Raw genomic sequence first — 24,323 nt, 5'->3', positions numbered from 1 at the left:
CCGAGTGACAGCCGAATGCCACGCGTGTTAGAGATCGTGCAATTTTGTAACGGATTGTCACAGGTCGCAGCCCGTCTTTACCGGAACCCTTGCAATGACCCTCGATCAGCAGCGGCGTGAACATCTTCTGGTCGTGGATGACGACCCCAGAATCCGTCAGATGCTGACACGCTACTTCGAGGACGAAGGGTATGTCGTAAGCACGGCATCGAACGGCCCTGAGATGCGGGCGTCCCTGCAGCAAGAGAATTTCGATATCATCCTGTTGGACTGGGTCCTGCCCGGCGGTGAGGACGGTTTGGACCTTGCCCGCGAAATCCGCGGCCAGTCGGATATTCCGATCATCATGCTGACTGGTCGCGACGATGTGGTCGACAGGATCGTGGGGATTGAAGTCGGCGCAGACGACTATATCGCCAAGCCCTTTCATCTGAGAGAAGTGCATGCTCGCCTGAAGTCCATTCTTCGCCGCCGTCAGCCAGCGGCAAAAGCTCGGGAAAACGAACCTGGTGACGTGCTTCGTTTTGAAGGCTGGCAGCTCGATATCGGCAAACGGCAGCTTCTATCACCGGACAAAAACGAAATCGAATTGACCACCGGCGAATTCGACATGCTGGTTATATTCGCACGCCATGCCGGGCGTGTGCTCAGCCGCGACTTCCTGATGGAGTCGACGCGAGGACGGAATCTGGAGGTGTACGATCGAACGATCGATGCCCAAATCGCGCGACTGCGTAAGAAGATCGAGGCCAACCCCACGCACCCGCAGTTGATCAAATCGATACGCGGTGTGGGCTACGTCTTCACCGCAAGGAGATAAAGGCGGCTTCGCTGCGAACGGATCCTCATTAGTCCCTTTCGTTGCAGAACATCATAAGCCCATGATCCGATCGATAGACTCGCTCCTCGTTGTGCATCTGCTCCCAATTGCCCGGATTTTGATTCCAGAATCTGATTTGGTTGCACTTGAGTTCCCTAGCCCGCGATCGAATGCTCGCAAATAGGGTTTGCGTAATGCCACGTTCATCAGCTGCATTTGCGACAATCAGAAACGTAACGTCAAGCAGCCGCCCGACGGCGGGATGATCGCAGGGCCTATAGATGCTCAGACCCTGTATGTAACCTCGTGGGTTGACCGCGGCGAGGATTTCGTCCTTGCGGTTGGCGTCGGATGCCATCCGGCGCCATGCCACCATACCAAGGCTTGGAACTGCTGCCTGAACAAGAGGATAGGCTTGCACGATCTGATCCGGCCGCAGCGCGGCAATAACATAAGTGCCAGCCATGCTTTCCCCCTCCAAGGATGCAAAGAGCAGGCCACGCCCATTGGCGAGGCCCTGGGCCAATTGGTGTCAGCGTGTCATCATCAGGGGAACGGGTGTCTGCTCGAGCATCGAGCGGGTCGTCCCCCCGAAGATCCACTCGCGCACCCGCGAATGCCCGTAGGCGCCCATGACGATCAGTTCGGCGCCGATGTCGATCGCATGCTGACGCAGTACGTCCGCGACAGCGCGCCCGCCGCTGGGCAAGACATCCACCGAGACCCGAATTCCATGCCGTGCAAGGAATGCGGCGACATCCGCTCCCGGCTCCTCGCCGTTGCTACCGACGGTCGCGGACGGATCGACCATGGTGACACACACGCTGTCAGCGACCATCAGCTGCTCCATCGCTGCCCGCACGGCCATGCTTGCTTCGTTGCGAGAGTCCCAGGCAACCAGGACCGTTTTCGGGCGAAGAGAGGCCGCATGTCCCTTGGGCACAAGAAGGATCGGGGCCGGCGACCGAAACAGGGCTCCGTTCAAAATTTCCTGCCGCATGTCGTCATGAGCCAGAAAGCCGCCGCCGATCAGCGTCAGGTCGACATAGCGCGCCCGGTCTCCGATTTCATTCTCCGCCCATCCGTATTCGGTAAAGAGGCTGGTAACGTCGAACGAAATATCGTCAGCTTGCAGTATGGTCTTAGAGGCCGCGACCTTTCGACGAAGACCTTCCGTCTGACGCTCGCGCTCCTCGATCCATACCGTGGACGTCACTTCGCCGTATCCGCCAATCGGCGGCGCAGCGAGTGCCGTTACCAGCACGGACAAGTGGGCTTTCGCCTCCCGGCACAATTCGATCGCGGAATGCAGGTCAGCATCGTCTTGATCGACACCGATGACGCTCAAAATGGTCTTGGCTTGCATGGTCACACCTCCTGTTTGAACTCGTTGTTCGATGGGGCTGAGTTTAAGCACCAGGGCGCGCTGCGCCTTGATCTTGGTCAACACCACGGATCGAAGATCGATCGCGAGCGTCACACAGCTTGATATGGGTCAATGCAAAAGGCGGAAGCCAGCCTTAGAAGCGATGACAGTGTTCAAGCTCTCCGGATTGGGTGGAAACTCGGCGCAACATTCCATCGCCGCCGACTGTCTCGGCTTATCCTTGGGCAGCTGATTTCCAACCGAAGGAACCATCATGACTGACGCCAAGTTGCTGCTCACATTCAATGCGGGCTCGTCAACGCTCAAGATCGGTTTATTCCAATGTGATGTGAACGGTGCACATCGCATCGGCAAGGGTTTGGTCGACTTCAGCAGGCACCCGCTGTCGCTTCATCTGACGGAGGGACCGGCAGTCCTCGACAGGTTTCTACACGCCGAAGGCGGGGAGGATCTGCGCGATGTCATCGCCGAAACATTCGAAACACTCGGCAGGCATTTCAACATGGATGCCGTGCGGGTCGTCGGTCATCGTGTCGTGCATGGCGGCGAGCGGTTCGTCGGTCCCATTCGCCTCGACGAGACTAGCATCGGCGATATAGACCAGTTGACCGCGCTCGCGCCCTTGCACCAGCCTCAGGCGCTCCGCCTGATCCGTGCAGTCAAACATCTACGACCGACGCTCGCACAGACGGCCTCCTTCGATACAGCCTTCCACGCAACCCAAAGCGATCTAGTTCGCCGATTTGCCTTGCCCCGCGCACTCCACGATCAGGGGATCAAGCGCTACGGCTTTCATGGTCTCTCCCATGCTTTCATCGCCGCGGAACTACGGGTGCGCGCACCGAAGGTGGCCGCGGGTAAGGTGATTGTCGCGCATCTTGGCAGCGGTGCCAGCCTCTGTGCTCTCAATGGCGGCGAAAGTCGTGATTGCAGCATGGGGTTTTCAACGCTCGACGGCATACCGATGGCAACGCGCTGCGGCGCTCTCGATCCCGGCGTGCTGTTGCATCTTCTCGGGCCGAAAGGCCGAACGCTGCGCAACCTTGAGGAGATGCTCTATCATCGCTCCGGCCTGCTCGGCGTTTCGGGCATTAGCGGCGACACGCGCGATCTGCTGAAGGACGGGCGCATCGAGGCGCGCGAAGCGATCGATCTCCTTGCCTTGCGCATTGCGGGGGAAATCGGCCGCATGACCGCGACGCTTGGCGGCCTGGACGGCATCGTTTTCACCGCCGGGATCGGCGAGCATCAGCCGGAAATCCGTGCAGCGATCTGCGAACGCCTGCAATGGTTGGGCGTCACCCTCGACGATAATGCGAACACCACCAGCGCGCCCATCATCAGCACATCGGCAAGCTCTGTCACTGCATTCGTTATTCCAACGGACGAGGAACAGATCATCGCCAATGAAGCCCTGTCGATTCTGGCAAGCGAGTGATCCAGATCACCAGCCTATCGCGTCGCTCGCGGTAGGCTGACGAACGACCATATTGAATTGGAGCAACCACATGGACAAGCAGCCAACCGCAACTTTCGCGCATCCACTCGACGCCGCCGAACTCGACCTCATCGACCGCTATTGGCGCGCCGCTAATTACCTCTCGGTCGGCCAGATTTACCTACTGGACAATCCGCTGCTGCGTGAGCCGCTGCAGGCCGGGCATATCAAACCGCGCCTGCTTGGCCACTGGGGTACGACACCAGGGCTCAACTTCATCTACGCCCACCTCAACCGGATCATCCGCGATCGCGATCTCGATATCATCTATATTTGCGGGCCTGGCCATGGCGGCCCCGGCATGGTCGCCAACACCTATCTCGAAGGCACCTATAGCGAAATCTATCCGGACATTTCAGAAGATGCGGACGGCATGCGCAAACTGTTCCGTCAGTTTTCCTTTCCCGGTGGCATTCCCAGCCACGCCGCCCCCGAAACACCGGGATCGATCCATGAGGGCGGCGAACTTGGCTATGCATTGGTGCATGCCTATGGCGCCGTCCTCGACAATCCCGATCTGATCGCCGCCTGTGTCGTCGGCGACGGCGAAGCCGAAACGGGTCCGCTGGCCGCAAGCTGGCATTCCAACAAGTTTCTCAATCCGGGCCGCGACGGCGCGGTATTGCCGATCCTGCATCTCAACGGCTACAAGATCGCCAATCCGACCGTCCTTGGCCGCGACACCGACGAGGATCTGCGTCACCTCTTCATCGGCTATGGCTACGAACCGTTCTTCGTCGAAGGTTCCGACCCGCATCAGATGCATCAGGCGATGGCCGCGACCTTTGAACACGTCTTCGACCGCATTCGCGCCATCCAGACTGAGGCCCGCACCGGCGCGCCCGGCAATTTCTGCCCACGCTGGCCGATGATCGTGTTCAGAAGCCCGAAAGGCTGGACGGGGCCGAAAGAAGTTGACGGAAAGAAAGTCGAGGGTTTTTGGCGGGCGCATCAGGTGCCGGTTTCCAACTGCCACGAGAACCCTAGCCATCGAAAAATCTTGGAAGATTGGATGCGGAGCTACGACCCTGAGGTCCTATTTGATATCGACGGGCACTTGAAAGAGGAATTATGTGCACTGGCGCCGAAAGGAAAACGCCGCATGGGCGCCAATCCACATGCCAATGGCGGGCTGCTGCGCCGTGAACTCGTTGTGCCCGATCTTCGCAACTATGAGGTTGCCGTCGAAGAGCGTGGTAGAACAATGGCTCAATCGACCGAGGTCCTTGGCCATTATCTTCGCGACATCCTGACCCTGAATGCGAATCACGCCAATTTCCGCATCTTCGGCCCAGACGAGACGGAATCCAACCGTCTCGGTAGCGTCTTTGAAGTGACCGACCGTGTCTGGATGGAGGAGATAAAACCCTATGACGTCAGCCTTGCCCGAGACGGTCGGGTCATGGAGGTCCTCAGCGAGCATCTATGCCAAGGATGGCTGGAAGGTTATCTGTTGACCGGGCGCCATGGTCTGTTCTCCTGCTATGAAGCCTTCATCCACATCGTCGATTCCATGTTCAATCAGCACGCCAAATGGCTGAAGGTGTCGCGCGAACTGCCATGGCGCAAACCGATTTCCTCGCTGAACTACCTTTTGACATCGCACGTTTGGCGACAGGACCATAATGGCTTCAGCCACCAGGATCCGGGGTTCATCGATGTTGTTGCCAACAAAAGAGCCGACACCGTGCGCATCTACTTGCCGCCGGATGCCAATACGCTGTTATGGACTGGCGACCATTGCCTGAAAACCTATGACCGCATCAACGTGATTGTCGCCGGCAAACAACCGGAGCTGCAATGGCTGTCGATGGATGAAGCGGTGAAGCATTGCGAAGCCGGCATCGGCCTTTGGAAATGGGCCTGCAACGAACAAAGTGCAGTTGAACCGGATGTCGTCATGGCCTGCGCCGGCGATGTCCCTACCATGGAGACGCTCGCCGCCGTCGACCTTCTCCGCCAGAATATTCCGGAACTATCGATCCGCGTGGTCAACGTTGTCGACCTGATGGCGCTGCAATCGAAGGAGCAACATCCGCATGGTCTCGCCGACGAAATCTTCGACAGCTTGTTCACACCGGATAGGCCGGTGATCTTCGCCTATCATGGCTATCCCTACCTGATCCACCGCCTCACCTACCGGCGCACTAACCACCGCAACTTCCATGTCCGCGGCTTCATCGAGGAAGGAACGACGACAACCCCTTTCGACATGACAGTTCTCAACGAACTCGATCGCTACCATCTTGCCATCAAAGCGATCGAGCGCGTGCCGGGTCTCAAGGAAAAGGCGCCCGATGTGATCAAGCTGTTCCGCGACAAGCTCGAAGAACACGGTAGCTACATTCGCCAATACGGTGAGGACATGCCGGAAATCAGCAATTGGAAATGGTCCTATAACTCCGATGGGGATCGTTTGTCCTGACGTGAAGTTCTTATCAAGGGACCGGCTGAGGCGCTCGGTTCCTTGGGGAGTCTGGGGCGATACAAAAGGCTGCCCTTTTTGTGTGTGGCAACGCTCGTGATAAGGATTCGATGTCATCGTAACAGACCGGCGGAGAACCCGAAGGGAAGGTCGATTTCAGCGGTCGGCAGGTCTTTTGTGGGGGGTCGCTTGCCAGTCCGACCGCCTCGTCGATGATCTCGTCCTAGCCCAATTATCAAGCGCGAGGGATCCAACTGTTCAGCACGGCTGGTGGCTTACGGTAAGCTCGCGCCGATCCTAATCCAACTCGAATATTCCATGGGCTCATCGGAATTGCGGTACCGATGGCACGGCAATTCTGAAAGCCGTCTGCAGATCCGAATGCCGCATCGATGTCGACCACACCGATCAGCTTATGATTGACGAACTCCTTGATGCCCAGATCCGGCAATTCTCGACCGTAAGCAATTTTGGGTGAGCTTCGAGATCTTTTCGCAGGATGCGCGCTGCGCTTTGCATCACCTTGGCGCGTCCGGCGAATGCGGTTTCTTTCCAGAACGGGAACGTGACGTGGGCACGCTCGATGGCCAGCTTGACTTCGGCGTCGGTGGCGTTCGGAAACGTCTTCAGCACTTCGCCGGTATAAGGGTCTGTTGTCGTGTATGACATGCTGGCTTCCGTGCTCGTTGCGCGAGGGCCTTGGAACTCAAATACGATCTACTAGGCCTATTCGAACGAGGCGGTCATCGGACTGAATATCGAACCTTGATCTATGTCATGGCAGGCGTTGCCCGTGCGCCTAGTCTCACCTCATCAATGTCGAAACGGATGAAAGAGACGGATCATGATCGCAAAGACGATGATGGCGGCAGTCGTGCGCCAGTTTGGAGAGCCGCTAGCGATTGAGAGCGTGCCTGTGCCGGTTCCCGGACCCGGCGAGCTTCTCGTCAAGGTGATTGCCTGCGGTGTTTGCCATACAGACCTCCACGCCGCGGACGGGGATTGGCCGGTGAAACCGTCACCACCGTTCATCCCCGGTCATGAAGTCGCCGGCGTCGTAGCGGTGCTTGGTCCGGGCGTTACGGATTTCGGTGAGGGCGATCCGGTGGGCATCGCCTGGCTGCATGACGCCTGCATGCGGTGCGAATATTGTGAAGCAGGCTGGGAAACCTTGTGTGAGCACCAGCATGACACCGGCTACAGCTGCGACGGCGGCTTTGCGGAATATGTCATCGCCTCGGCGGCTTTCACCGCAAGGCTTCCAGCTAACGTTGATTTTGCGCAGATCGCGCCGATCTTGTGCGCCGGCGTCACCACCTACAAAGGACTGAAGGAAACCGAGGCCCGTCCGGGCGAATGGGTGGCAATTTCCGGCATCGGTGGCCTCGGCCATGTCGCGATCCAATATGCCAAGGCGATGGGACTTAAGATCGTGGCACTCGATGTCACACCGGAGAAGCTCGCTTTGGCGCTTACGACCGGTGCCGATGTCGCGATCGACGCTCGGTCGCCTGAGGCAATAGCCGACGTCCTTAAGGCGACTAACGGTGGCGCCCACGGCGTTTTGGTGACGGCCGTCTCGCCTCCTGCCTTCTCCCAGGCACTCCATATGGTCCGCCGCAAAGGCACAGTCGCCCTCGTCGGCCTGCCGCCGGGAGAATTTCCGACGCCGATCTTCGACGTCGTGCTCAAGCGCATCACTTTGCGAGGCTCGATCGTCGGGACGCGCCGCGATCTCGACGAGGCCATCGCCTTTGCGGTCGACGGCAATGTCAAGGCGGAAATAACCAAGGCACCGCTGAGCGACATCAACTCGATCTTCGCCAAGCTCAAGGCAGGCAAGATCGAGGGACGGATTGTTCTGGATTTCACCATGCCGATCACCGCGTCGCAGCAGAAAGAGCAAGAGGCGCCGGTCGAGGGCTGAGCATTCGCCACCGACCAGGCAGTCCAAAGCAAGCCGGCGTAGCGCTAAGGCAAGCGAAAATCGCAGGGCAGAGCCTGATCTAATATGAGGGTACTGCGCTTTGCATGCATCGACGAAACGCAGAACCACCTGCATGTGCTGCAGGTGGTTGATATCCATTGCCGGTACCCGACCGAGCAGTTCCAGCTCGTGCAGAATAACATCCGGAGGTGCGAGATCGGCGTTTATGGTGATCGCGGTTCCTGCGGAGCTCGATAGAGGATGACCCGACCGCTCGGTATGATCTGTGAAAGGAAGTCAAAGTCGCGGATGTTGCCGGTTAGCACGCTCGCGCCCAGCTGTCGTGCCTGCAAGAAAAGCATGGCGTCATTGACGAAGCGGCGCTCATGCCCCTCGCCTTTTGGCAGGTTGCTCAAGCGAAAGAGCAGACCCGCCAACACCCCGGCCTGTCCCCAGATTGCCGCATCTGGGGCGTGAAGTCGATGTTCCGGAATGTCTTCTACCGTCGCCGCGATCGTCTCGAGGACCGCTTTTGTGGAGGCATGCTTGGGGTCCAGTCGGCCGAAGGTATGGGTCAGCTCAGACAGGCAGACCGCCGAGTGATGGCATATGCGATACGTAAGCAGCGTATCGACCTCCGCCGGTGAGCGGCCCTGAAGCACATCCAGATAGACGCTGCTATCCAGGAACAGAGGCCCTCCGATTGCCGGTTCGTTTGCAACCCAAGGAAGATCCTCGTCGGGTCTGCGCCGCAGCGTCCGTACGTGCTTCTGGGGCTTTAGTGATCGGAGGGTTTCAGGGAGATCAAATCCCAAGATCGATATCCGTTGGGATGCGGCCCTTGCGGCCCACCAGACGCGCGCCAAAGTCATCCTCGAGAGCCAGCCGCGAAAGTGCTAATTCCAGCAGCTCAGTGTCGGAGGTGACATGGGCACGCTTCTTGGCTGCCTCAATCAACTCCGAGGGCACTCGCCCCGACAAGCGGGTATTCTTCGCCTTCCCAAGGAGACCGACGGCCTTCGCTTGCTCAAGGACGAGCTTATTGCGAGTCAACGCGACTTTCGCTTCGCTTTCCGCGGCAGTTCGTGGTTGAGTACCCATAAAACTCTCCTGTGTTCAACAGAATATAGATCGCGTTGAACAAGAAAGCAAGGTTCAACGGTGGCTGGCCAATTTGGATTCGCGGAAGTGAAACCGTCTGGATATGACCGCCCGAGCCGACGAGGACCTTGTGGAGTGCTACCGGCGCCACTCACTCGCTATCGGCAACCTGTCGTGACGAGCCCGGAGACTTTGGCAGGCTGCGGTTCGACGAGCACCTGCGTGTTCGGATGCAAAGGGAACTGTCGCGGCTGCGCAAAGAACTCGGAATTAGCTTGTCTACGTGACCCACGCCCAGTCGGAAGCTTTTGCCCTTTCCGATCTCATCAAGGTGATGAGCGACGGACTAGTAGTAGTGCCGCATTGAGATGATCTATCAAATCCCGGACGTAGCACTCAGAGGCCAGGCATTCGCCGTCTGCGCAAATCGAAACTTCCTTTCTGCGACCGCGCGGACAACGCGGCGTTTACCAACTTAGCGATCTCATGCAGGTACCAACCTCCCGCCCTAATTAAAAGGACGGCGGATGGGGAAATCCACGGCCACCCATGGCGCGAATACCGCCAGATCCGTTGCCCGCCTTGCAGTTAGCAGCATCGAAGCTGACAGCCATTTAATTGATGATCTGCTCCCTAATTGACTGCCTGAGCTTGCGCACGTCGCGTGCGGGCGGAGCCCCGAACTGCCGCAGATATTCGCGGCTGAACTGAGAGGCGCTTTCATAGCCGACCGCATAGGCGACGTCGGAGGCGCTACGGTCGCCGGCGAGGAGCAATTGGCGCGCCTCCTGAAGGCGAATCTGCTTCTGATACTGGATCGGGCTCAATCCGGTAAGCGCGACGAAGTGGCGATGCAGGCTTGCGCGACTCATGCCCGCGGCTTCGCACAGCGCCTCGATCCGCAGCCGCCTATTGCCGTGGTCGCGAATCCATTCGACCGCGCGGCGGATGCCGCCGATCGCGCCTTCCGGGCGAGCGATGTGGCGCAACAGTCGCCCCTGCGGGCCCTGCAAGAGACGATAGAGCAATTCGCGTTCCGCCATCGGCGCGAGCGCCGGGATGTCGGCAGGCGTATCGAGCAACGCCAGCAGTCGTAGCAGCGTGTCGCGCAGCGGAGGCGTCATCGGATTTATCGCGATGCCGCTGCCTGGCGTGTCCGCGTCGCGCACCGCCGGCATCCTCGATGCGACCTCGGCGAGAAGTGCTGGATCGAGAACCAGTGAAACCGCCACATAAGGACTGCCGTCGTCAGCGTCGTGGATCTGCCCGCTCAAGGGTAGATCGAGTGCACTGACCAGATATTGAGACGCGTCGTAGCGCAGCAGGTCGTCGTGGATGGCCACCTCCTTCGATCCCTGCAGAATGAAGCAGATCATCGAACGGTAGAGACATGGTGACGTGCCCGAGGTCGCCTGTCCTAGGCCGATTTCCAGGCGCGGGATCGGCGTCAGGGTCATCCCGGTCCGCCCGTGGCGGAGCGCGAGATCGCGATGGGGCTGTAGGTTGTCGATCATGCCAAAGAGTATGACACCATTCCTCACGCCTGCAAAGAGCTTGAGACAATTAGGCAAGTAATTGAGAGCATCAGGCGGGGCGTCGGATACACCAATTGCCTATCTGAGAGGCATAGAAGGTTACGCCTCAGCGGCGTGCCGTCTGAAAAATCAAATCATAAGGAACGTACCCATGTCTCAGAAGATCGCACTCATTACCGGAGCCAGCCGCGGCCTCGGTCGCAACATGGCGCTGCATCTCGCCAAGCGTGGTGTGGGCGTCATCGGAACCTACCGAAACAGCGCCACGGAAGCCCAGGCGCTGGTCGGCGAGATCGAAGCCCTGGGCGGAAAGGCGGCGATGCTGTCGCTCGACGTCACCGACACGGCGAGCTTTTCCGACTTCGCGCAGGCGGTCACCGACACGCTGCGGACAACCTTTGGCGTCGAGCGGTTCGGCTATCTGGTGAACAACGGCGGCGAAGGCCTCTATGCAATGGTCGCCGACGCAAGCGAGGACCAGTTCGACCAGATGGTCGACATGCATCTGCGCGGGCCGCTGTTTCTGACCCAGAAGCTGCTGCCGCTGATCGTCGACGGCGGGCGCATCCTCAACGTGTCCTCGGGCTTTGTTCGCACGACGATGGCTGGCTACGGCCTCTACGGCGCCGCCAAGTCGGCAATGCAGACGCTGACTAAGTTCATGGCGGTTGAACTGGGCGCTCGTCAGATCCGCGTCAACGCAATCGCGCCAGGCGCCATCGCGACCGACTTCGGCGGCGGCCGGGTGCGGGACGACAAGCAAATCAATGACTTTGTTGCCGGTAACATCGCGCTCGGCCGCGTCGGTCAGCCCGACGACATCGGCGGCGCGGTCGCGGCCATCCTGTCCGACGATTTCGGCTGGGCTAACGGCACGACGTTCGACGTGTCGGGCGGCCAGTCGCTTTGATCTCTGTTCCAGCACATCGAGAAACCGTCATGACCGACACTGATCTTACTCTCATCAGCCATCCGCTGTGCCCGTTCGTCCAGCGCGCCGCGATCGTCCTCCTCGAAAAGGGGGTGGCGTTCGACCGGGTCAACGTCGATCTGTCGACGAAGCCCGACTGGTTCCTGGCTCTGTCGCCGACCGGCAAGGTGCCGGTGCTGAAGGTGTCCCAGCCGAACGGTGAGAAGGCGATCCTCTTCGAAAGCGTCGTGATCTGCGAATATCTGAACGAGACGCAAGGTGGCGCGGCGATGTATCCCGACGATGCATTGCTGCGCGCACGGCATCGCGCCTGGATCGAATTCGCTGCCCAGACCTTTACGGAGGGCTGGCAGTTCCTTCACGCCAAGGACATGACGACCGCCGACGCCAAGCGGGCCGCCTTCCGTGATCGGCTGAGCAAGATCGAGGCCGAACTGGGCGACGGCCCGTATTTCGCGGGGGCGGACTTTGGCCTGATCGATGCGGTCTACGCACCGCTGTTCCGCTATTTCGGGATCATCGATGCGGCCGTGGCGGACCCGATCTTCGCTGGCCTGCCACGCGTGACGGCGTGGCGCGCGGCGCTCGCTGAGCGACCCAGCGTCGAGAACGCCGTGATCGACACCTATCCCGACCTGTTTCGCGACCACCTGCGCCAGCAAGGCGCGATGATCGCGGCTTAACAACCAGATTCCCAAGGAGTGATATCATGACCGACACATCCAATAGCGCGCTGATCCTGATCGAATATGTCAACGACTGGCTCTCCCCGACCGGCGGTATTTATCCGGTGTTTCAGGACCGGGAGCAGGTCGACACCGCTATCGCCAATTCGAAGATCATCCTCGAAGAGGCCCGCCGTCGCGGCCTGCACGTGATCCACGCAGCGCTGAAGTTCGAGCCCACCTTTAAGGTGCTGGGCGAGGCCAAGTACGGCCTGCGCAAGATCACGCGCGACCATGGCGCGTTCCTGGGCGAGCAGGCCGATTTCTTCCCCGGCTTCGAGCCGGCGGAAGGCGAGCATGTCGTTCGCGAGCGCGCCGGCGGCAGCAGCGTCTTCGTTGGAACCACGGTCGACGGCTATCTGCGCAACAACCGCATCTTCGACATCTACCTCGCCGGCTTCTCGCTGCGCCAGTGCGTCGAATCTTCGATGCGCAGCGCGCACGACCTCGGCTACAACGCCAACATCATCTACGACGCGTCCGCCGGCTATACCCGCAAGCAGCAGGACGACTTCGTGGCCGAGATCGCACCCTTTTACGCCAACGCCATCACCACCCAGGATTTCATGGCGTGGGCATGATCCGTCGCTGGACCCGGCCCGGTCATGGGCCGAGCTACCATCAGTCGTAGATGCGAGACGATAGGATGATCGGGATGATGGTCGAACTCACAATTGCGCCGGGCGGCACCGACGCATTTGAACGCGCCGTCGCGGTCCAGGCTGCCTCGGTGCGCGCCAACGAACCGGGTAACCGCCTGTACGAACTGTTCAAGTCGACCACCCTGGCGGACAGCTACACGCTGATCGAAATCTATGAGGACGAGGCCGCGCTCGCCGCACATCGGACTTCATCGCACATGGCGGCCAATCGACCGCTGACGGCGCCGTTCCTCGCCGCACCGCCCGTCATGCACATGTTCACGGTTGTGCCGCACGAGAATGGGTTCGGCTTCGTTGTGGATTTACTTCGGGGTCACGTCGAAGCCGAACCACTTCTGAGAGAGCTTAGCGATCGTGCCGTCGGCTTTTGCCGCTGCGATCGCATCGTTGAACATCGCCTTCAGCTGGGTGTCGTCCTTGCGCAGGCCGACGGAACTGCCGCGGCCGAGAAGGCCGCCCTGGAAGCGCGGTCCGGTCACGGTCATATCTTCATTGCCGGGCTTTGCCGCCGCCGTCGACAGATAGGCCATCGACGCCATGATGAGATCGACGCGGCCGGCCTTCAGGTCGAGGTCGTGCTGCTCGGTCGTCTTGTATTCGCGAATATCGGCAATGCCCTTCAGATACTTGTCGAGGAAGGTTGCCGCGATCGATGCCGTCTGCACGCCGATCGTTTTGCCCTTCAGCATCGGTTCGAGTTCCTTCAGCGCCTTGACCGCGCCGGCTTCATCGGTCGCGAGGGAAAACACCTGGCCCTTCATCGGAAGATCGACAAGTGGGGAGTCCTTCAGGGTTGCGAAAGTCTGGCCGGTCGTCCCGTAGGAATCGCTGAAGGCAATGACTTCCTCCCGCTTTGCGGTTGCCGACATGCCGGAAATGATCGCGTCGAACTTACCCGCGTTGAGCGCCGGGATCATGCCGTCGAAGGGCTGGATGACGGTCGTGCATTCGACTTTCATGTGATCGCAGAGATATTTGATCAGTTCGATCTCATAGCCGTCCAGGCTGCCGTCCGCCTTGGTGAAATTCCATGGGCGAAAAGCACCTTCGGTCGCGATGGTGACATGCGTCCACTTTTTGTCCTCCGCGCGCACGACGCTCGCCGTTGCGAGGATCGCGACCATCATGATCGCAGTCAGAAGTCCGGTCAGGTATTTCATGATCGAGTTCCCCATTGTAATTGAGCTTGAAATTATTGGCTGATGAACTGGCGGAAGCGTTCGGAACGCGAACCGGCAAAGACATCCTGCGGCTTGCCGTCTTCCTCGACGACGCCCTTGTGCAGGAAGATGACGCGGCTCGAGACATCGCGCGCAAAGCCCATCTCATGCGTAACGACGAGCATGGTGCGCCCCTCCTCGGCGAGCGCGCGCATGACCCTCAGGACCTCGCCCACAAGCTCGGGGTCGAGCGCCGACGTCGGTTCATCGAACAGCATGACCTTCGGATGCATGGCGAGCGCACGCGCGATGGCCGCGCGCTGTTGCTGGCCCCCCGAAAGATGAGCCGGGTAGAAATTTCGCTTGTCGGCGATACCGACCTTGGCGAGCAGCGCTTCCGCTTCCTCGATGCATTCGGCGCGCGAGCGGCCCTGGACGTAGACGGGCGCCTCTATCACGTTCTCCAGCACCGTCTTGTGGGACCAGAGATTGAAGCTCTGGAACACCATGCCGAGCTGGGACCGGATGCGATCGACCTGCCTGCCGTCAGACGCGCGATGGGCGCCGCGGGCGGTGCGCTGCATGCGGATCGTTTCGCCCGCCACGGTTACTTCGCCGGAATCGGGCGTCTCCAGCAAATTGATGCATCGCAGGAACGTCGATTTTCCAGAGCCTGACGAGCCGAGAATCGAGACGACCTCGCCTTCCAACGCATCGAGCGAGATGCCCCTGAGCACTTCGACCGGTCCAAAGCTCTTGTGCATGTCGCGCACGCTGAGTGCGATTGGCGTGGCGGTCATTGCGGATCTCCTATAGGGGCTGCCGCAGCGGCGGTATCGCGCATTACCGGCACGGGCGGGCGCAGGTGTGGGCTCAGCCGGTACTCGGCAAACTGGATGAGGCGTGTCAGCACGAAGTTGATCGCCAGGTAGATGGCACCTGAAACGACGAAGACCTCGATGGCGCGGTAGGTTTCCGAAATGATCTTCGCCGCAACGCCCGTGACTTCCATGAGCGTGATGATCGAGGCGAGCGATGTCGCCTTCACCATCGAGATCATCTCGTTGCCATAGCCCGGCAGCGCCTGTCGGATGGCAAGCGGAAGGATGATGCGCCGGAACATCATGAGACGATGCATGCCACAGGCGCGCGCAGCCTCCACCTGCCCATGCGGCACCGAGAGTAGGCCACCGCGGATGATTTCGCTGGCATAGGCCGCCGTATTCAGGGTCAACGCCAGGACGGCGCACCAATAGGGATCACGCAGAAACGGCCAGAAAATACTGTGACGGATGACGGGGAACTGGCCGAGACCGTAGTAGATCAGGAAAATTTGGACGAGCAGCGGCGTGCCGCGAAAGACAAAGACGTAGAGCCGGGCAAACCAGTCGAGAATGGTGAAGCCCGACAGACGTGCAAGCGCCAGAAGCAATGCGAGGATGGCGCCGAGGCAGATCGACGTCACAGCAAGTTCGATCGTCAGCGGGATCGCCGCGACAAGGCTCACGAAAGTCTCTTCAAGAAATTGCCAATCCATCAGCGTTTCCTCACACCGCGCGACAGATGGCGCTCGGCCTGCTGGATGACCAGGCCGGATAGGGTCGAGATCATCAGATAGATCACCCCTGCGATCAGGTAGAAATCGAACGGCAGTCCCGTGGAGCCCGCGCCGACTTGCGCCTGTCGCAGCAACTCGGCAACACCGGTGATCGAGACCAGCGCCGACTCCTTGAGGACGACCTGCCAGACATTACCGAGCCCCGGCAGCGCATGGCGCAAGGTCAGCGGCGCGATAATCCGGCGCAGGCGCAGCCAACGCGGCATTCCGCAGGCAACGGCAGCCTCGATCTCACCGGGATGCACGGCCTTGAACCCGCCGCGCAGCACCTCTGTGAACTGTGCACCGGACGTGACACCGACGGCAAGGGAACCAGCCAGGAACCCTGGAAAACCGAGGAAGCCCTCCGCTCCGAACATCTTGCCGATGGCCGTGACGATCGCGCTGCCGCCGAAGTAGAAGAGGTAGATGACCAATAGATCGGGAATGCCGCGAAGAACCGTCGTATAGGCATCCGCCGTGGCGCGGGCAAACCGATTGCCCGCGATCTTGCCCCACGCGCCGAGCGTTCCGATGCAGGCACCGACCGCATAGCCGGCAAGCGCGACAAGAATGGTCATCCAGGCGCCGGCCAGGAGAGCGTGACCCCAGCCATCCGGACCGAAGCCGGCGAGCTCGAATAGGGTTGGCTGGTTCATGCGCTTGACCTGAAAGAATGGATGTGGGCAAGGGAAGTCATGGTCTTAGCCTCGGCTAGCAACGATGGATGCGGGACGCGCTCAATTGGCCTCGAAGGTCGGCGTCAAATCGATCTTGCTCCATTTTTCCGAGAGCTGCTTGATGGTACCATCCTTGGCCGCCTGCTTGATGGCATCGTCGAATTTCGCCTTCAGATCGGTTTCGCCCTTGCGCATACCGAGAGCGACCTCCGTTGCCAACATCGCACCCTTCACCAGGGGACCGGACATCATCAGATCGTCGTTGCCGGGTTTGGCGAGCACGGAGGTTTCATAGACGCCGCTGTCGAAGCCGGCATCGATACGGCCTGCCTTCAGATCGAGATCGCGCTCTCCGGAGTTCTTATAGGCGCGCACCGTCACATCGGATCCGAAATAGGAATTGATCAACTGCTCCTGACTGGTCGACTGGACGACGCCGACCGTCTTGCCCTTCAAGGACTTGCCAATCTCCGCCATCACCGGATCCGCCTTCGCCTTATCGTTGAGATTCAGCCGCTCACCCGTCATCGGCAAGGGTGAAACCGATCCATCTTTCACGAGCAGGAAGCTTGCGACGCCGCTCGCATAGGGTACAGTAAAATCGACCACCTGCTTGCGCTTCTCGTTGATGCCGAGCGTCATCACCAGATCGAACTTGCCGGCATTCAGGCTTGGGATCATCGCGTTCCATTCGCCGGCTATCAACTCGCAATCCACCTTGGCGCGCTTGCAGAGATCGTTGATGAGATCGACGTCGAAGCCGGCAAGCTTGCCGCTCGAATCCATCAGATTCCATGGCGGGAATGCGCCTTCGATGCCGACCTTCACCTGGGTCCAGTCTTTGGCGCCGGCGGTCAGCGGAGCAAGGAAGGTGATCACGCCGAATACGGCGGCAAGGATTTTTCTATTTTTCATGTTCGTTCCCCTTTTCGGCTGCCTAAGCGGCCTTTTCTCAGATCCGGTATTCTCGGCGTCAGGTCTCCAGAGCCGCTTGCAGGGCTGCATTGGCTTCCCGCAACGCGTGAGCGACGCGATTTCTCGTCTGACGCGCATGAACGACGTAAAAAGCGGTATCCGGCGCGCCCTCATCCAATCTCGCCAGCGCGCGCAGCCCTTCCAGAGAGGGCCAGGCGACGTGCGGGAGCGCGGAATCGGGATGGAAGCGTTCGCCGCTCGTATAGTTCAGCGGCACGAGATGCCGCCCTGCGCACATCAGCGAGGCATCGATCCGCGCCGCTCTTTCCGGCGTGGGATCCCTCACCTGCAGAAGCGAATTTGCGTTGACGCGCAAGTCTTCGATGGCCTGGGACAGGCCGGAGATATCGAGACGGCCGGCAAGCGCTGCCCGCAATTGCCCAATCTGTTCGCCGAGGGAGGCGGCATATTGAGTGTAATCCAGCGGCAGGACGGGCAAAGTCAACAGCCGCCAGAGAACCTCGAGAACAATCGCGGTATCCCGGCAAAGATTGTCCGGATCGATATGTTCCGCGGTATCGTGCGGCGTATGCCACCACCATCCAAGCGCCGTCAGCATCTTGACAGGCCCCGGGGGCTGATGGCTGAGGCTGCCGAACATCGAGGGAATGCCGATGCCCCAGAAAGACTGATCCGCAGCACGGCCATGACGCCTGCCGGCGTGTTTCTGTCCGGTCACGCGCTCGATCACATCCGCAGCCAAAGGCCTGAGTTCGTCGATCACACCGGAATTGGTGAGGACGGTCGCACCCTCGCCGCCGGTGGAATCGACATTGACATGGACGGCGCAGCGACGATCGAGTTCGTCGAAATACTCGTCCGCGTACCAGGCGGAGCCGGAATAGCGGCCATGGGAATGACCGGACCAAAAGCATATGCGCAAGCCCCGGCGCCATTCGGAGGCACGAAGCGCGAGCAGTCGCGCCGCCTCCAGCATCGTCGCGTTGGCGCCGCCATTGTCCATGACCCCGAAATGCCAGGTATCGTGATGGCCGGAAAACAGGATGAAAGGCCCATCGTCGCCTTTCGGTTGAAGCTCGGCAACAAGCAGCGGCGTCTTGCGCCAACCCGTATCGACGTCCGCGCAAAGCGTTGCAGTTACGGCTTCTCCGCGCGCAAGCCTTTCACGCAAGCGGCGGCCGTCATCCTTCGCGATCGAGCAGATGACGGTCGTCGGCAGCCTGTCGCGCGTGTGTTGCGACGGACTGCCCCAGACCGGCGAGACGCACATCTCGTAGAGATGCTCGTTCGGACTGATGTGAAGTTCGCCGAGCGCGCCGAAGGCACTCACAAGAGCGGCCACTTCTTCGGTCGCGATACCATCGACCAGAACGATCTTGCCGGCAACATCCTTGCCTGCGAAATCGGCTTCGGTTCCCTCGCCGACATGGATGAGATGGCCGGTTACCCCCGCGGCTGAAGTCGAGACCGACATGGAATGCGTGATGCAACGAAGGTTCTCGCCATCGATCTCAACAGTGGCCACGCCTGGCAAACTGATGAAGGCATCGTGCGTCAGAAGCTCCGTGCGATAGCCAAAGCCGTCCATCTCAGCCTGGAGATAACGGAAGCTTTCCAGCTCTTCGGCCGTGCCCGAAAGCTTTACCCGGCGCGCGAATTCGCCAATATGCGCCATCAAGCGCGCGCGATCGGGCTTCAGACCGGCCTCAGCCATTGACCTTCTCCGGCAGCGGCGGCTCGACATCGTCCGGGATCGGATTGACGAAGGGCGTACCTTCGAGGCGCGCCTTGTGATCTTCCTTGGCGGCCGCGATGAGCGCGGGATTGCGGATGAGTTCGACGGCCGTGCTCGCCATCACCTTGGCGGCATGTTCGGTGCCCTTGTGAGCGACAGGCAGCTTGCCCTGCGCGACGAGCTGCCAGGAGTGCCCGGGCGTGCCGATCGCATAGGTGGCGCCACGCATCTGCACGGTCGGGACGACCCAGCTGACCGTTCCGACATCGGTCGAACCGACCAGCGTGCCGTCGCCGGCATTCAACGGAAAGATTTCCTCGCAGAGCGCCTGGCCCTTCTTCGGCTTCAACGCAAATCGGCCGTAGGAAGCGGCAATATCCTCTGCGCTGAAGGTCTGCTGAAACTTCAGCGCGGTCTCGCGATCCGCGTCGTCAAACACGGGCGGCCCGAGCCGATCCAGCTGCGCGAACATGCATTCCTCGAGCGGTGTATTGCCGACGAGATTGGCGTCGCCGCTGATGATCTCGCTGCGAACCGTCGTCTCCGTCATCAAGGCGGCACCCTCGGCAACCTTCTTGACACGGGCGACCAGCGAAAGGAGTTCCGGCAGGGTCCGCGCCCGCACGAGATAACGCACGGTGGCGCGCGCCTGCACCACATTGGGGGCAGCACCGCCAGCATCGGTGACGGCATAGTGAATGCGCGCCGTCGACGGCATGTGTTCGCGCATGTAGTTGACGCCGACATTCATCAGCTCGACCGCATCCAGCGCGCTGCGGCCAAGATGAGGCGTGGCCGAAGCGTGCGAGGCACGGCCGGAAAAATGGAAATTGATCTCGTTGCAGGCGAGCGAAATGGGATTGTTGACGCCGGCGAAGGCTGCTGGATGCCAGGAGATCGCGATATCGACATCATCGAAAACGCCAGCACGAACCATGAAGCCCTTGGAGGATCCACCCTCCTCGGCCGGGCAACCGTAATAGCGCACCCTACCCTTCAGGCCGTTTTGCGCGAGGAAATCCTTGACCGCGGCCGCGGCGAGCATAGAGCCGGCGCCCAGCATGTTATGGCCGCAGCCATGGCCATTGCCGCCGTCGATCAGCGGCCGCTCCTCCGCAACACCGGCTTCCTGGCTCAATCCCGGCAGTGCATCGAACTCGCCGAGGATCGCTATGATCGGGCCATCCTCGCCCGCCTCGCCCATGACAGCCGTCGGCAGGCCGGCGATGCCGCGCTCGACGCGAAACCCCTGACGCTCAAGCATCTCGGCATGTTCTTCGGCGGATCTGTATTCCAGGTAGTTCGTTTCCGGAATGTCCCAGATCCGATCGCTGAGCGCGAAGAATTCGGCACTTTTCTTTTCGACGATGTCCCAGACCGCATCGGAATTTTGCATGGACTTGCCATTCGCCTCATATAATGGATACTAAATTGGTACCAATTTATGTGCCAATAAGAACGGATGCGCAAGAGATGGGCATGGATATTTTTTTGGCAGCGATCACGAGCGTCGTTGTTGAAAAATGCGGACCTATGATAGTCATCGCCAACTTGGGAAGGTCTGGGAGAGCTGCATGAACTCGCTGGAAGCTGAAGCGGCAGCGCCGTCACACGAAGATATGCCCGACGTGACCGAGCTCATTCTCCAGGACATCCTTGCGGGCAGGCTCCCACCGGGAACATGGCTAAAGCAGATCGATCTGGAGCGTCGGTACAGCTGTACGAGGCCGCAGGTGCGGCGGGCGCTCGACCGCCTCGTGCAGAAGCGGCTTGTCGAGCACATTCCCAATCGCGGCTATCACGTGCACGAGCAGGACGGGCGCCGCGCCCAGGAAGTAAGCGATATTCGCGTGATCCTCGAAGTGGCGATCAGCGACCGTATCGTCGCCAATGCCGGCGACGCGGATATTGCCAATTTGCGTACGCTGGCTTCGCGCTTCGACGATCTGGTGCTCAATGGCACCATGCTCGAACTTTACGAAGCCAACTTGGCTTTTCACCGGTACCTGCTGGTACTTGCGGGAAATCAAGAGCTTGTCGAACTCATCACCGAAATCCGGCAGCGCACCTCGTCGGCACCGGTGTCGCAATGGCGAACCCGAGCCCGCATCGAGCAGTCCGGCCGCGAGCACCAGCAGATGATCGACGCAATAGAGAAGCGCGACGTCGATATACTCAAGGAGCTGACCCGCAGGCATATTTTGCAGACATAGGTGATATCGACCACAGCTCGATAAAAGGGGCATGCCCGGCGAGCCTATCCCCAAAGATTCTGACAAGGAGTGTCCTTTGCCTTCGCGGATCTTCTATTGAAGATGCGGGCACAATCGCGTCAAGTCATAAAGCTCTTGAAGGTGCAACCAGAGGGCGTCCACGGTTCTCAAAGCATTGCAGCCGATTGCAGAGTGGGATGCTCCGACGGATTTCAAGGAGCTTCCCGCCTCCATGCCGGAACCAAGTCCAGATAGTAGCTGGCGGAAAGCGGGTAGGCAACATGATGAAAACCGGACTAATGTCGGCGATGTTATGAACGCAGCTCCGCCGGGTTTGAAGCACGACTGAACACCTACACCTGAAACTCGTCGCGAGCGTTGAAGGAGGACGTTCTGGCTCATCTCGTCGCTCGCCAGCACGGCGGCTGTGTCAAGCCGAATTTGTGAGCAATATCGCGGGGTGCCTGAACAGCTGCCTGAAACATCATTGCTCCTTACCGCGCCCGTCAGCGGATACATTCCAATATTCCCGCGACACATAGAACGGTCTTTCTCGTCGGGGCACCCGGGCTCAAATACGTTGCGGCGCAGACAAGGAGCCACCAGATGTTCGCAACGCCGTCACTCAAAACCCTCTTCGGACTTGCCTTTGCGATCGCGACGCTTGCTGCGACGCAGGCCTGCGCAGATGCCACGCTTGATCGTATCAAAGGCCGCGACAAGCTGACCGTGGGGGTCATCCTGTCGGGCGCGCCTTTTGGTTATATCGATCCGAAGAGCCAGGAGCAGAGGGGTTACAACCTCGACATCGCGAAGGCGCTTGCCGATGATCTTGGTGTGAAGCTCGAAACGGTCACGGTGACGCCGCCGAACCGCGTCCAGTTCCTGCAGCAGGGTAAGGTCGACATTCTGATCGCCAACATGCAGTACACGGAAGAGCGCGCCAAGGTTCTCGACTATGTGCCCACACCGTATGACCGGGCAGGCGGCGCCGCCGTGGTGCGAAAGGACAGCGGGCTGAAGGACTGGACCGACCTCAAAGGAAAAACGGTTTGCGTTTCTCAAGGCTCCAATTACACGCAGCCTCTTATCGAGACCTATGGCGCAGTGGTCAAGGCGTTGCCGAGCCAGCCGGAATCGCTGCTTGCCCTTCAGGGCGGCAACTGTGTCGCCGCCGTTCATGTCGGCGCAACGGTTGGTCTCTTGCTTGAGGATCGCCCGGAAGAGTGGAAGGATTACGCAATTCCCTTCCCGACCGAGCTTGTCCCTTCGGATTCGGTGATCTGGTTGCGCAAGGGTGAGAAAGACACCCAGACGGCGCTCGATAACGCGGTCAAGAAGTTGCACGCGTCCGGCAAGCTCCTGGAGTTCGCAAGGTCCAATCGGCTGCTGAATACCAAGTATCTTGAGGAGCAGCACAAGGCTATGTCTGCCGTCAAATAGGGGCCGTCACACTGGAAAAGATATGCAGCATATGAGCGTGACTGACCTGTTCATCAGCCTAACGAGCAGGATTGGCTTGAACTACGAGTTCTTGGTCTCTGGTTACGAGGCTCAGATATGGCGCGACGGTTTCGTCACCACGCTATATCTGATCGCCGCTCTGATACCCGTCAGCCTTATCGCCGGCGTGACATTCGCAGCTTGCCTCACATCCGGACGGCTGTGGCTGTCAGTACCGGTACGCGCTTTCGTGGAACTGACCCGCAACACACCGACGCTGGTGCAGTTGATGTTTAGTTTCCTTGTCCTGAACAACCTCGTTTCCAACATGGTTGGCGGCGCGCAGAACAATCCGCTCTCACCCTTCTTCTGGGTTATCGCGGTAGTCGGCTTGCATATCGCAGCTCTGCATGCGGAAGCCATCCGCGCCGGCATCGAGGCGGTGCCGGCATCGACGGTTGAGGCGGCGCAAGCCATCGGCTTCAGCCGGTTACAGATCCTGCGCTATGTGGAAATTCCGCTGGCTTTCCGTGCGTCGCTGCCGGCAATCGTCAATAACCTCATCAACCTGGCGAAGCTGACCACAATAGGAAACGCGATTGCCGTCAGCGAAATCACCTATGCCTCCATCATGGTCTGGACGCAGCGCGACAACGTCGTCTCGCTGATGATCGTCATTCTCCTGTTCTTCAGCGTGATCAATTTTGTTATCGCCCGCATCGGCTCGTGGGTGGAGCGACGGCTGGCAGTTCCGGGATATGGCTTATGACGACGGCAGCCCTTCCCCAACCAGTCAGTCACCGAGTGCTGCGCAATCTCGGTATCCTCGCGCTGCCGCTGATCGTCCTTGTCTGGTCACTGGCAGACCCGACACTTGGCCAGGAGGTGGTGGAATGGATCCCCTATCTCGCGTCCGGCTTCGCTATGAATGTCGTGATCGCCGTGCTTGCCATGGCGCTCGGCACCCTGGTGGGGGCGCTGTTCGGCATCTTGGAGCTCGTGCCCCATCGCATTGTCCGCTATCCCGTCGTCGCCTATGTGCAGGTGTTCCGAAATGCGCCGCATCTCGTGCTGATCTTCGCGACCACCTACATCTTTCCGTTCGAAATTGTCGTCTTCGGCAATTATCTACCCTTTCCAGACTGGGTGAAGGCCGTCATTGGGCTTGCCATTCCCGCCAGCGCCTACGTCGCGGAGATCACCCGCGGCGCGATCCTCTCCATACCCACGACTCAATGGGAAGCGGCCAAGGGACTCGGCTTTGCGCGCAGCGAGGCATTGCGGTGGATCATTCTACCGCAATGCCTGCGCCGCTCGCTGCCGCCCTGGATGAACGTCGCGGCCTCGATCACCATGGGAACGGCGCTGGCCTCGCTCGTCGGTGTCCACGAACTTCTGCATGCAGCCACCGATGCAAGCACGGCGGTGCGGCGGCTCGATTTCACGATCATCGCCTATCTCGTGGTCATGGCCGCCTTCTTCCTGCTCTGCTATCCAATTTCCCGCCTGACCAGACGCCTGGAAGGGCGCTTCAAGGCGGCTTGAGGA

The 24,323-nt window shown here is 59.9% G+C and carries 23 protein-coding genes and 2 pseudogenes; 12 read left to right on the top strand and 13 right to left on the bottom strand.

What is annotated here, in order from left to right:
* Window positions 1-94: 94 nt before the first annotated feature.
* Window positions 95-820, top strand: a complete 726-nt coding sequence (locus FHT85_RS27230) for a response regulator (protein WP_112338798.1) — start codon at window positions 95-97, stop codon at window positions 818-820.
* Between the two features lie 28 nt (window positions 821-848).
* Here the strand turns inward: FHT85_RS27230 and FHT85_RS27225 are convergent, their stop codons facing one another.
* A complete protein-coding gene (locus FHT85_RS27225) occupies window positions 849-1,286 on the bottom strand; it encodes a hypothetical protein (protein WP_112412729.1) in 438 nt (145 codons plus the stop codon).
* A gap of 66 nt (window positions 1,287-1,352) precedes the next feature.
* Complete coding sequence (locus tag FHT85_RS27220) at window positions 1,353-2,300, bottom strand: universal stress protein (RefSeq protein WP_310235680.1); 948 nt, start codon at window positions 2,298-2,300, stop codon at window positions 1,353-1,355.
* A gap of 160 nt (window positions 2,301-2,460) precedes the next feature.
* On the opposite strand from FHT85_RS27220, the gene FHT85_RS27215 reads away from it, so the two are divergent.
* On the top strand, window positions 2,461-3,645 hold the full coding sequence (locus FHT85_RS27215; RefSeq protein WP_112398074.1) for an acetate/propionate family kinase: 1,185 nt from the start codon (window positions 2,461-2,463) through the stop codon (window positions 3,643-3,645).
* A 70-nt stretch (window positions 3,646-3,715) separates the two neighbouring features.
* Entirely contained in the window at window positions 3,716-6,130 is a 2,415-nt protein-coding gene (locus FHT85_RS27210) for a phosphoketolase (protein WP_112412730.1), read from the top strand.
* Between the two features lie 492 nt (window positions 6,131-6,622).
* Here the strand turns inward: FHT85_RS27210 and FHT85_RS27205 are convergent.
* A pseudogene (locus FHT85_RS27205) lies at window positions 6,623-6,799 on the bottom strand (aldehyde dehydrogenase family protein); the annotation flags it as partial.
* Window positions 6,800-6,974: 175 nt separating this feature from the next.
* Here FHT85_RS27205 and adhP point away from each other — a divergent pair.
* Window positions 6,975-8,057 carry an alcohol dehydrogenase AdhP gene (gene adhP, locus FHT85_RS27200; RefSeq protein ID WP_112412732.1) on the top strand — a complete coding sequence of 361 codons (1,083 nt, stop codon included), beginning with the start codon at window positions 6,975-6,977 and terminating at the stop codon, window positions 8,055-8,057.
* 224 nt (window positions 8,058-8,281) lie between these two features.
* Here adhP and FHT85_RS27195 read toward each other — a convergent pair whose 3' ends face one another.
* From FHT85_RS27195 to FHT85_RS27185, 3 genes are all read right to left on the bottom strand, one after another.
* The gene (locus tag FHT85_RS27195; RefSeq protein WP_112398078.1) at window positions 8,282-8,872 is read right to left on the bottom strand and encodes a type II toxin-antitoxin system VapC family toxin; all 591 of its coding nucleotides are present in this window, start codon (window positions 8,870-8,872) and stop codon (window positions 8,282-8,284) included.
* A complete protein-coding gene (locus FHT85_RS27190; protein WP_112338790.1) occupies window positions 8,862-9,158 on the bottom strand; it encodes a hypothetical protein in 297 nt (98 codons plus the stop codon). Before FHT85_RS27190 ends, FHT85_RS27195 begins: the two co-directional genes overlap by 11 nt.
* A 614-nt stretch (window positions 9,159-9,772) precedes the next feature.
* Window positions 9,773-10,672: an AraC family transcriptional regulator gene (locus FHT85_RS27185; RefSeq protein ID WP_112338789.1), complete on the bottom strand. Its 900-nt coding sequence runs from the start codon at window positions 10,670-10,672 to the stop codon at window positions 9,773-9,775.
* A 172-nt stretch (window positions 10,673-10,844) separates the two neighbouring features.
* Between FHT85_RS27185 and FHT85_RS27180 the strand changes: the two genes are divergently transcribed.
* The 4 genes and pseudogenes from FHT85_RS27180 to FHT85_RS30685 all read left to right on the top strand — a co-directional run.
* Window positions 10,845-11,603 (top strand): SDR family NAD(P)-dependent oxidoreductase, encoded by a 759-nt coding sequence (locus FHT85_RS27180; RefSeq protein ID WP_112338788.1) that lies wholly within the window; start codon window positions 10,845-10,847, stop codon window positions 11,601-11,603.
* Between the two features lie 29 nt (window positions 11,604-11,632).
* Complete coding sequence (locus FHT85_RS27175; protein WP_112398079.1) at window positions 11,633-12,307, top strand: glutathione S-transferase family protein; 675 nt, start codon at window positions 11,633-11,635, stop codon at window positions 12,305-12,307.
* 26 nt (window positions 12,308-12,333) lie between these two features.
* Window positions 12,334-12,930: an isochorismatase family cysteine hydrolase gene (locus tag FHT85_RS27170; RefSeq protein ID WP_112412733.1), complete on the top strand. Its 597-nt coding sequence runs from the start codon at window positions 12,334-12,336 to the stop codon at window positions 12,928-12,930.
* A 50-nt stretch (window positions 12,931-12,980) separates the two neighbouring features.
* Window positions 12,981-13,205, top strand: a pseudogene (locus tag FHT85_RS30685) (antibiotic biosynthesis monooxygenase family protein); the annotation flags it as partial.
* A gap of 108 nt (window positions 13,206-13,313) precedes the next feature.
* On the opposite strand, the gene FHT85_RS27160 reads toward FHT85_RS30685, so the two are convergent.
* The 7 genes from FHT85_RS27160 to FHT85_RS27130 form a co-directional block, all read right to left on the bottom strand.
* The gene (locus tag FHT85_RS27160; protein WP_112412734.1) at window positions 13,314-14,171 is read right to left on the bottom strand and encodes a transporter substrate-binding domain-containing protein; all 858 of its coding nucleotides are present in this window, start codon (window positions 14,169-14,171) and stop codon (window positions 13,314-13,316) included.
* A 32-nt stretch (window positions 14,172-14,203) separates the two neighbouring features.
* Entirely contained in the window at window positions 14,204-14,971 is a 768-nt protein-coding gene (locus FHT85_RS27155) for an ABC transporter ATP-binding protein (protein ID WP_112412735.1), read from the bottom strand.
* Entirely contained in the window at window positions 14,968-15,708 is a 741-nt protein-coding gene (locus FHT85_RS27150) for an ABC transporter permease (protein WP_112338783.1), read from the bottom strand. Before FHT85_RS27150 ends, FHT85_RS27155 begins: the two co-directional genes overlap by 4 nt.
* The gene (locus FHT85_RS27145; protein ID WP_112398083.1) at window positions 15,708-16,427 is read right to left on the bottom strand and encodes an ABC transporter permease; all 720 of its coding nucleotides are present in this window, start codon (window positions 16,425-16,427) and stop codon (window positions 15,708-15,710) included. The genes FHT85_RS27150 and FHT85_RS27145 overlap by 1 nt, the downstream gene beginning before the upstream one ends.
* A gap of 81 nt (window positions 16,428-16,508) precedes the next feature.
* Window positions 16,509-17,363, bottom strand: a complete 855-nt coding sequence (locus FHT85_RS27140) for a transporter substrate-binding domain-containing protein (RefSeq protein WP_112412736.1) — start codon at window positions 17,361-17,363, stop codon at window positions 16,509-16,511.
* Between the two features lie 58 nt (window positions 17,364-17,421).
* Window positions 17,422-19,098, bottom strand: a complete 1,677-nt coding sequence (locus tag FHT85_RS27135) for a M28 family peptidase (RefSeq protein ID WP_112412737.1) — start codon at window positions 19,096-19,098, stop codon at window positions 17,422-17,424.
* On the bottom strand, window positions 19,091-20,515 hold the full coding sequence (locus tag FHT85_RS27130; protein WP_112338779.1) for a M20 family metallopeptidase: 1,425 nt from the start codon (window positions 20,513-20,515) through the stop codon (window positions 19,091-19,093). Before FHT85_RS27130 ends, FHT85_RS27135 begins: the two co-directional genes overlap by 8 nt.
* A gap of 178 nt (window positions 20,516-20,693) precedes the next feature.
* Between FHT85_RS27130 and FHT85_RS27125 the strand changes: the two genes are divergently transcribed.
* The 4 genes from FHT85_RS27125 (at window position 20,694) to FHT85_RS27110 (ending at window position 24,320) form a co-directional block, all read left to right on the top strand.
* Window positions 20,694-21,332: a GntR family transcriptional regulator gene (locus FHT85_RS27125; RefSeq protein WP_112338778.1), complete on the top strand. Its 639-nt coding sequence runs from the start codon at window positions 20,694-20,696 to the stop codon at window positions 21,330-21,332.
* 606 nt (window positions 21,333-21,938) lie between these two features.
* Window positions 21,939-22,775 (top strand): transporter substrate-binding domain-containing protein, encoded by an 837-nt coding sequence (locus FHT85_RS27120; protein WP_112412738.1) that lies wholly within the window; start codon window positions 21,939-21,941, stop codon window positions 22,773-22,775.
* Window positions 22,776-22,797: 22 nt separating this feature from the next.
* Window positions 22,798-23,544, top strand: coding sequence for an amino acid ABC transporter permease (locus FHT85_RS27115; protein ID WP_112412739.1), 747 nt, complete (start codon window positions 22,798-22,800; stop codon window positions 23,542-23,544).
* Window positions 23,541-24,320 (top strand): amino acid ABC transporter permease, encoded by a 780-nt coding sequence (locus tag FHT85_RS27110; protein WP_112412740.1) that lies wholly within the window; start codon window positions 23,541-23,543, stop codon window positions 24,318-24,320. Before FHT85_RS27115 ends, FHT85_RS27110 begins: the two co-directional genes overlap by 4 nt.
* Window positions 24,321-24,323 lie beyond the last annotated feature (3 nt).

Source organism: Rhizobium sp. BK312 (assembly GCF_014193605.1).
Classification (GTDB): domain Bacteria; phylum Pseudomonadota; class Alphaproteobacteria; order Rhizobiales; family Rhizobiaceae; genus Rhizobium.
Note: the sequence above shows the minus strand (reverse complement) of the source record. Positions and strands in the feature narration are given on the sequence as shown.

Bases quoted from the DNA above. Each gene is read 5' to 3' on its own strand.
- FHT85_RS27125 (WP_112338778.1), top strand. From the start codon at position 20,694: ATGAACTCGCTGGAAGCTGAAGCGGCAGCGCCGTCACACGAAGATATG.
- FHT85_RS27230 (WP_112338798.1), top strand. From the start codon at position 95: ATGACCCTCGATCAGCAGCGGCGTGAACATCTTCTGGTCGTGGATGAC.
- FHT85_RS27120 (WP_112412738.1), top strand. From the start codon at position 21,939: ATGTTCGCAACGCCGTCACTCAAAACCCTCTTCGGACTTGCCTTTGCG.
- FHT85_RS27135 (WP_112412737.1), bottom strand. From the start codon at position 19,098: ATGGCTGAGGCCGGTCTGAAGCCCGATCGCGCGCGCTTGATGGCGCAT.
- FHT85_RS27145 (WP_112398083.1), bottom strand. From the start codon at position 16,427: ATGAACCAGCCAACCCTATTCGAGCTCGCCGGCTTCGGTCCGGATGGC.
- FHT85_RS27175 (WP_112398079.1), top strand. From the start codon at position 11,633: ATGACCGACACTGATCTTACTCTCATCAGCCATCCGCTGTGCCCGTTC.
- FHT85_RS27210 (WP_112412730.1), top strand. From the start codon at position 3,716: ATGGACAAGCAGCCAACCGCAACTTTCGCGCATCCACTCGACGCCGCC.
- FHT85_RS27225 (WP_112412729.1), bottom strand. From the start codon at position 1,286: ATGGCTGGCACTTATGTTATTGCCGCGCTGCGGCCGGATCAGATCGTG.
- FHT85_RS27130 (WP_112338779.1), bottom strand. From the start codon at position 20,515: ATGCAAAATTCCGATGCGGTCTGGGACATCGTCGAAAAGAAAAGTGCC.
- FHT85_RS27140 (WP_112412736.1), bottom strand. From the start codon at position 17,363: ATGAAAAATAGAAAAATCCTTGCCGCCGTATTCGGCGTGATCACCTTC.
- FHT85_RS27110 (WP_112412740.1), top strand. From the start codon at position 23,541: ATGACGACGGCAGCCCTTCCCCAACCAGTCAGTCACCGAGTGCTGCGC.
- FHT85_RS27190 (WP_112338790.1), bottom strand. From the start codon at position 9,158: ATGGGTACTCAACCACGAACTGCCGCGGAAAGCGAAGCGAAAGTCGCG.
- adhP (WP_112412732.1), top strand. From the start codon at position 6,975: ATGATCGCAAAGACGATGATGGCGGCAGTCGTGCGCCAGTTTGGAGAG.
- FHT85_RS27170 (WP_112412733.1), top strand. From the start codon at position 12,334: ATGACCGACACATCCAATAGCGCGCTGATCCTGATCGAATATGTCAAC.
- FHT85_RS27150 (WP_112338783.1), bottom strand. From the start codon at position 15,708: ATGGATTGGCAATTTCTTGAAGAGACTTTCGTGAGCCTTGTCGCGGCG.
- FHT85_RS27180 (WP_112338788.1), top strand. From the start codon at position 10,845: ATGTCTCAGAAGATCGCACTCATTACCGGAGCCAGCCGCGGCCTCGGT.
- FHT85_RS27160 (WP_112412734.1), bottom strand. From the start codon at position 14,171: ATGAAATACCTGACCGGACTTCTGACTGCGATCATGATGGTCGCGATC.
- FHT85_RS27215 (WP_112398074.1), top strand. From the start codon at position 2,461: ATGACTGACGCCAAGTTGCTGCTCACATTCAATGCGGGCTCGTCAACG.
- FHT85_RS27155 (WP_112412735.1), bottom strand. From the start codon at position 14,971: ATGACCGCCACGCCAATCGCACTCAGCGTGCGCGACATGCACAAGAGC.
- FHT85_RS27115 (WP_112412739.1), top strand. From the start codon at position 22,798: ATGCAGCATATGAGCGTGACTGACCTGTTCATCAGCCTAACGAGCAGG.
- FHT85_RS27185 (WP_112338789.1), bottom strand. From the start codon at position 10,672: ATGATCGACAACCTACAGCCCCATCGCGATCTCGCGCTCCGCCACGGG.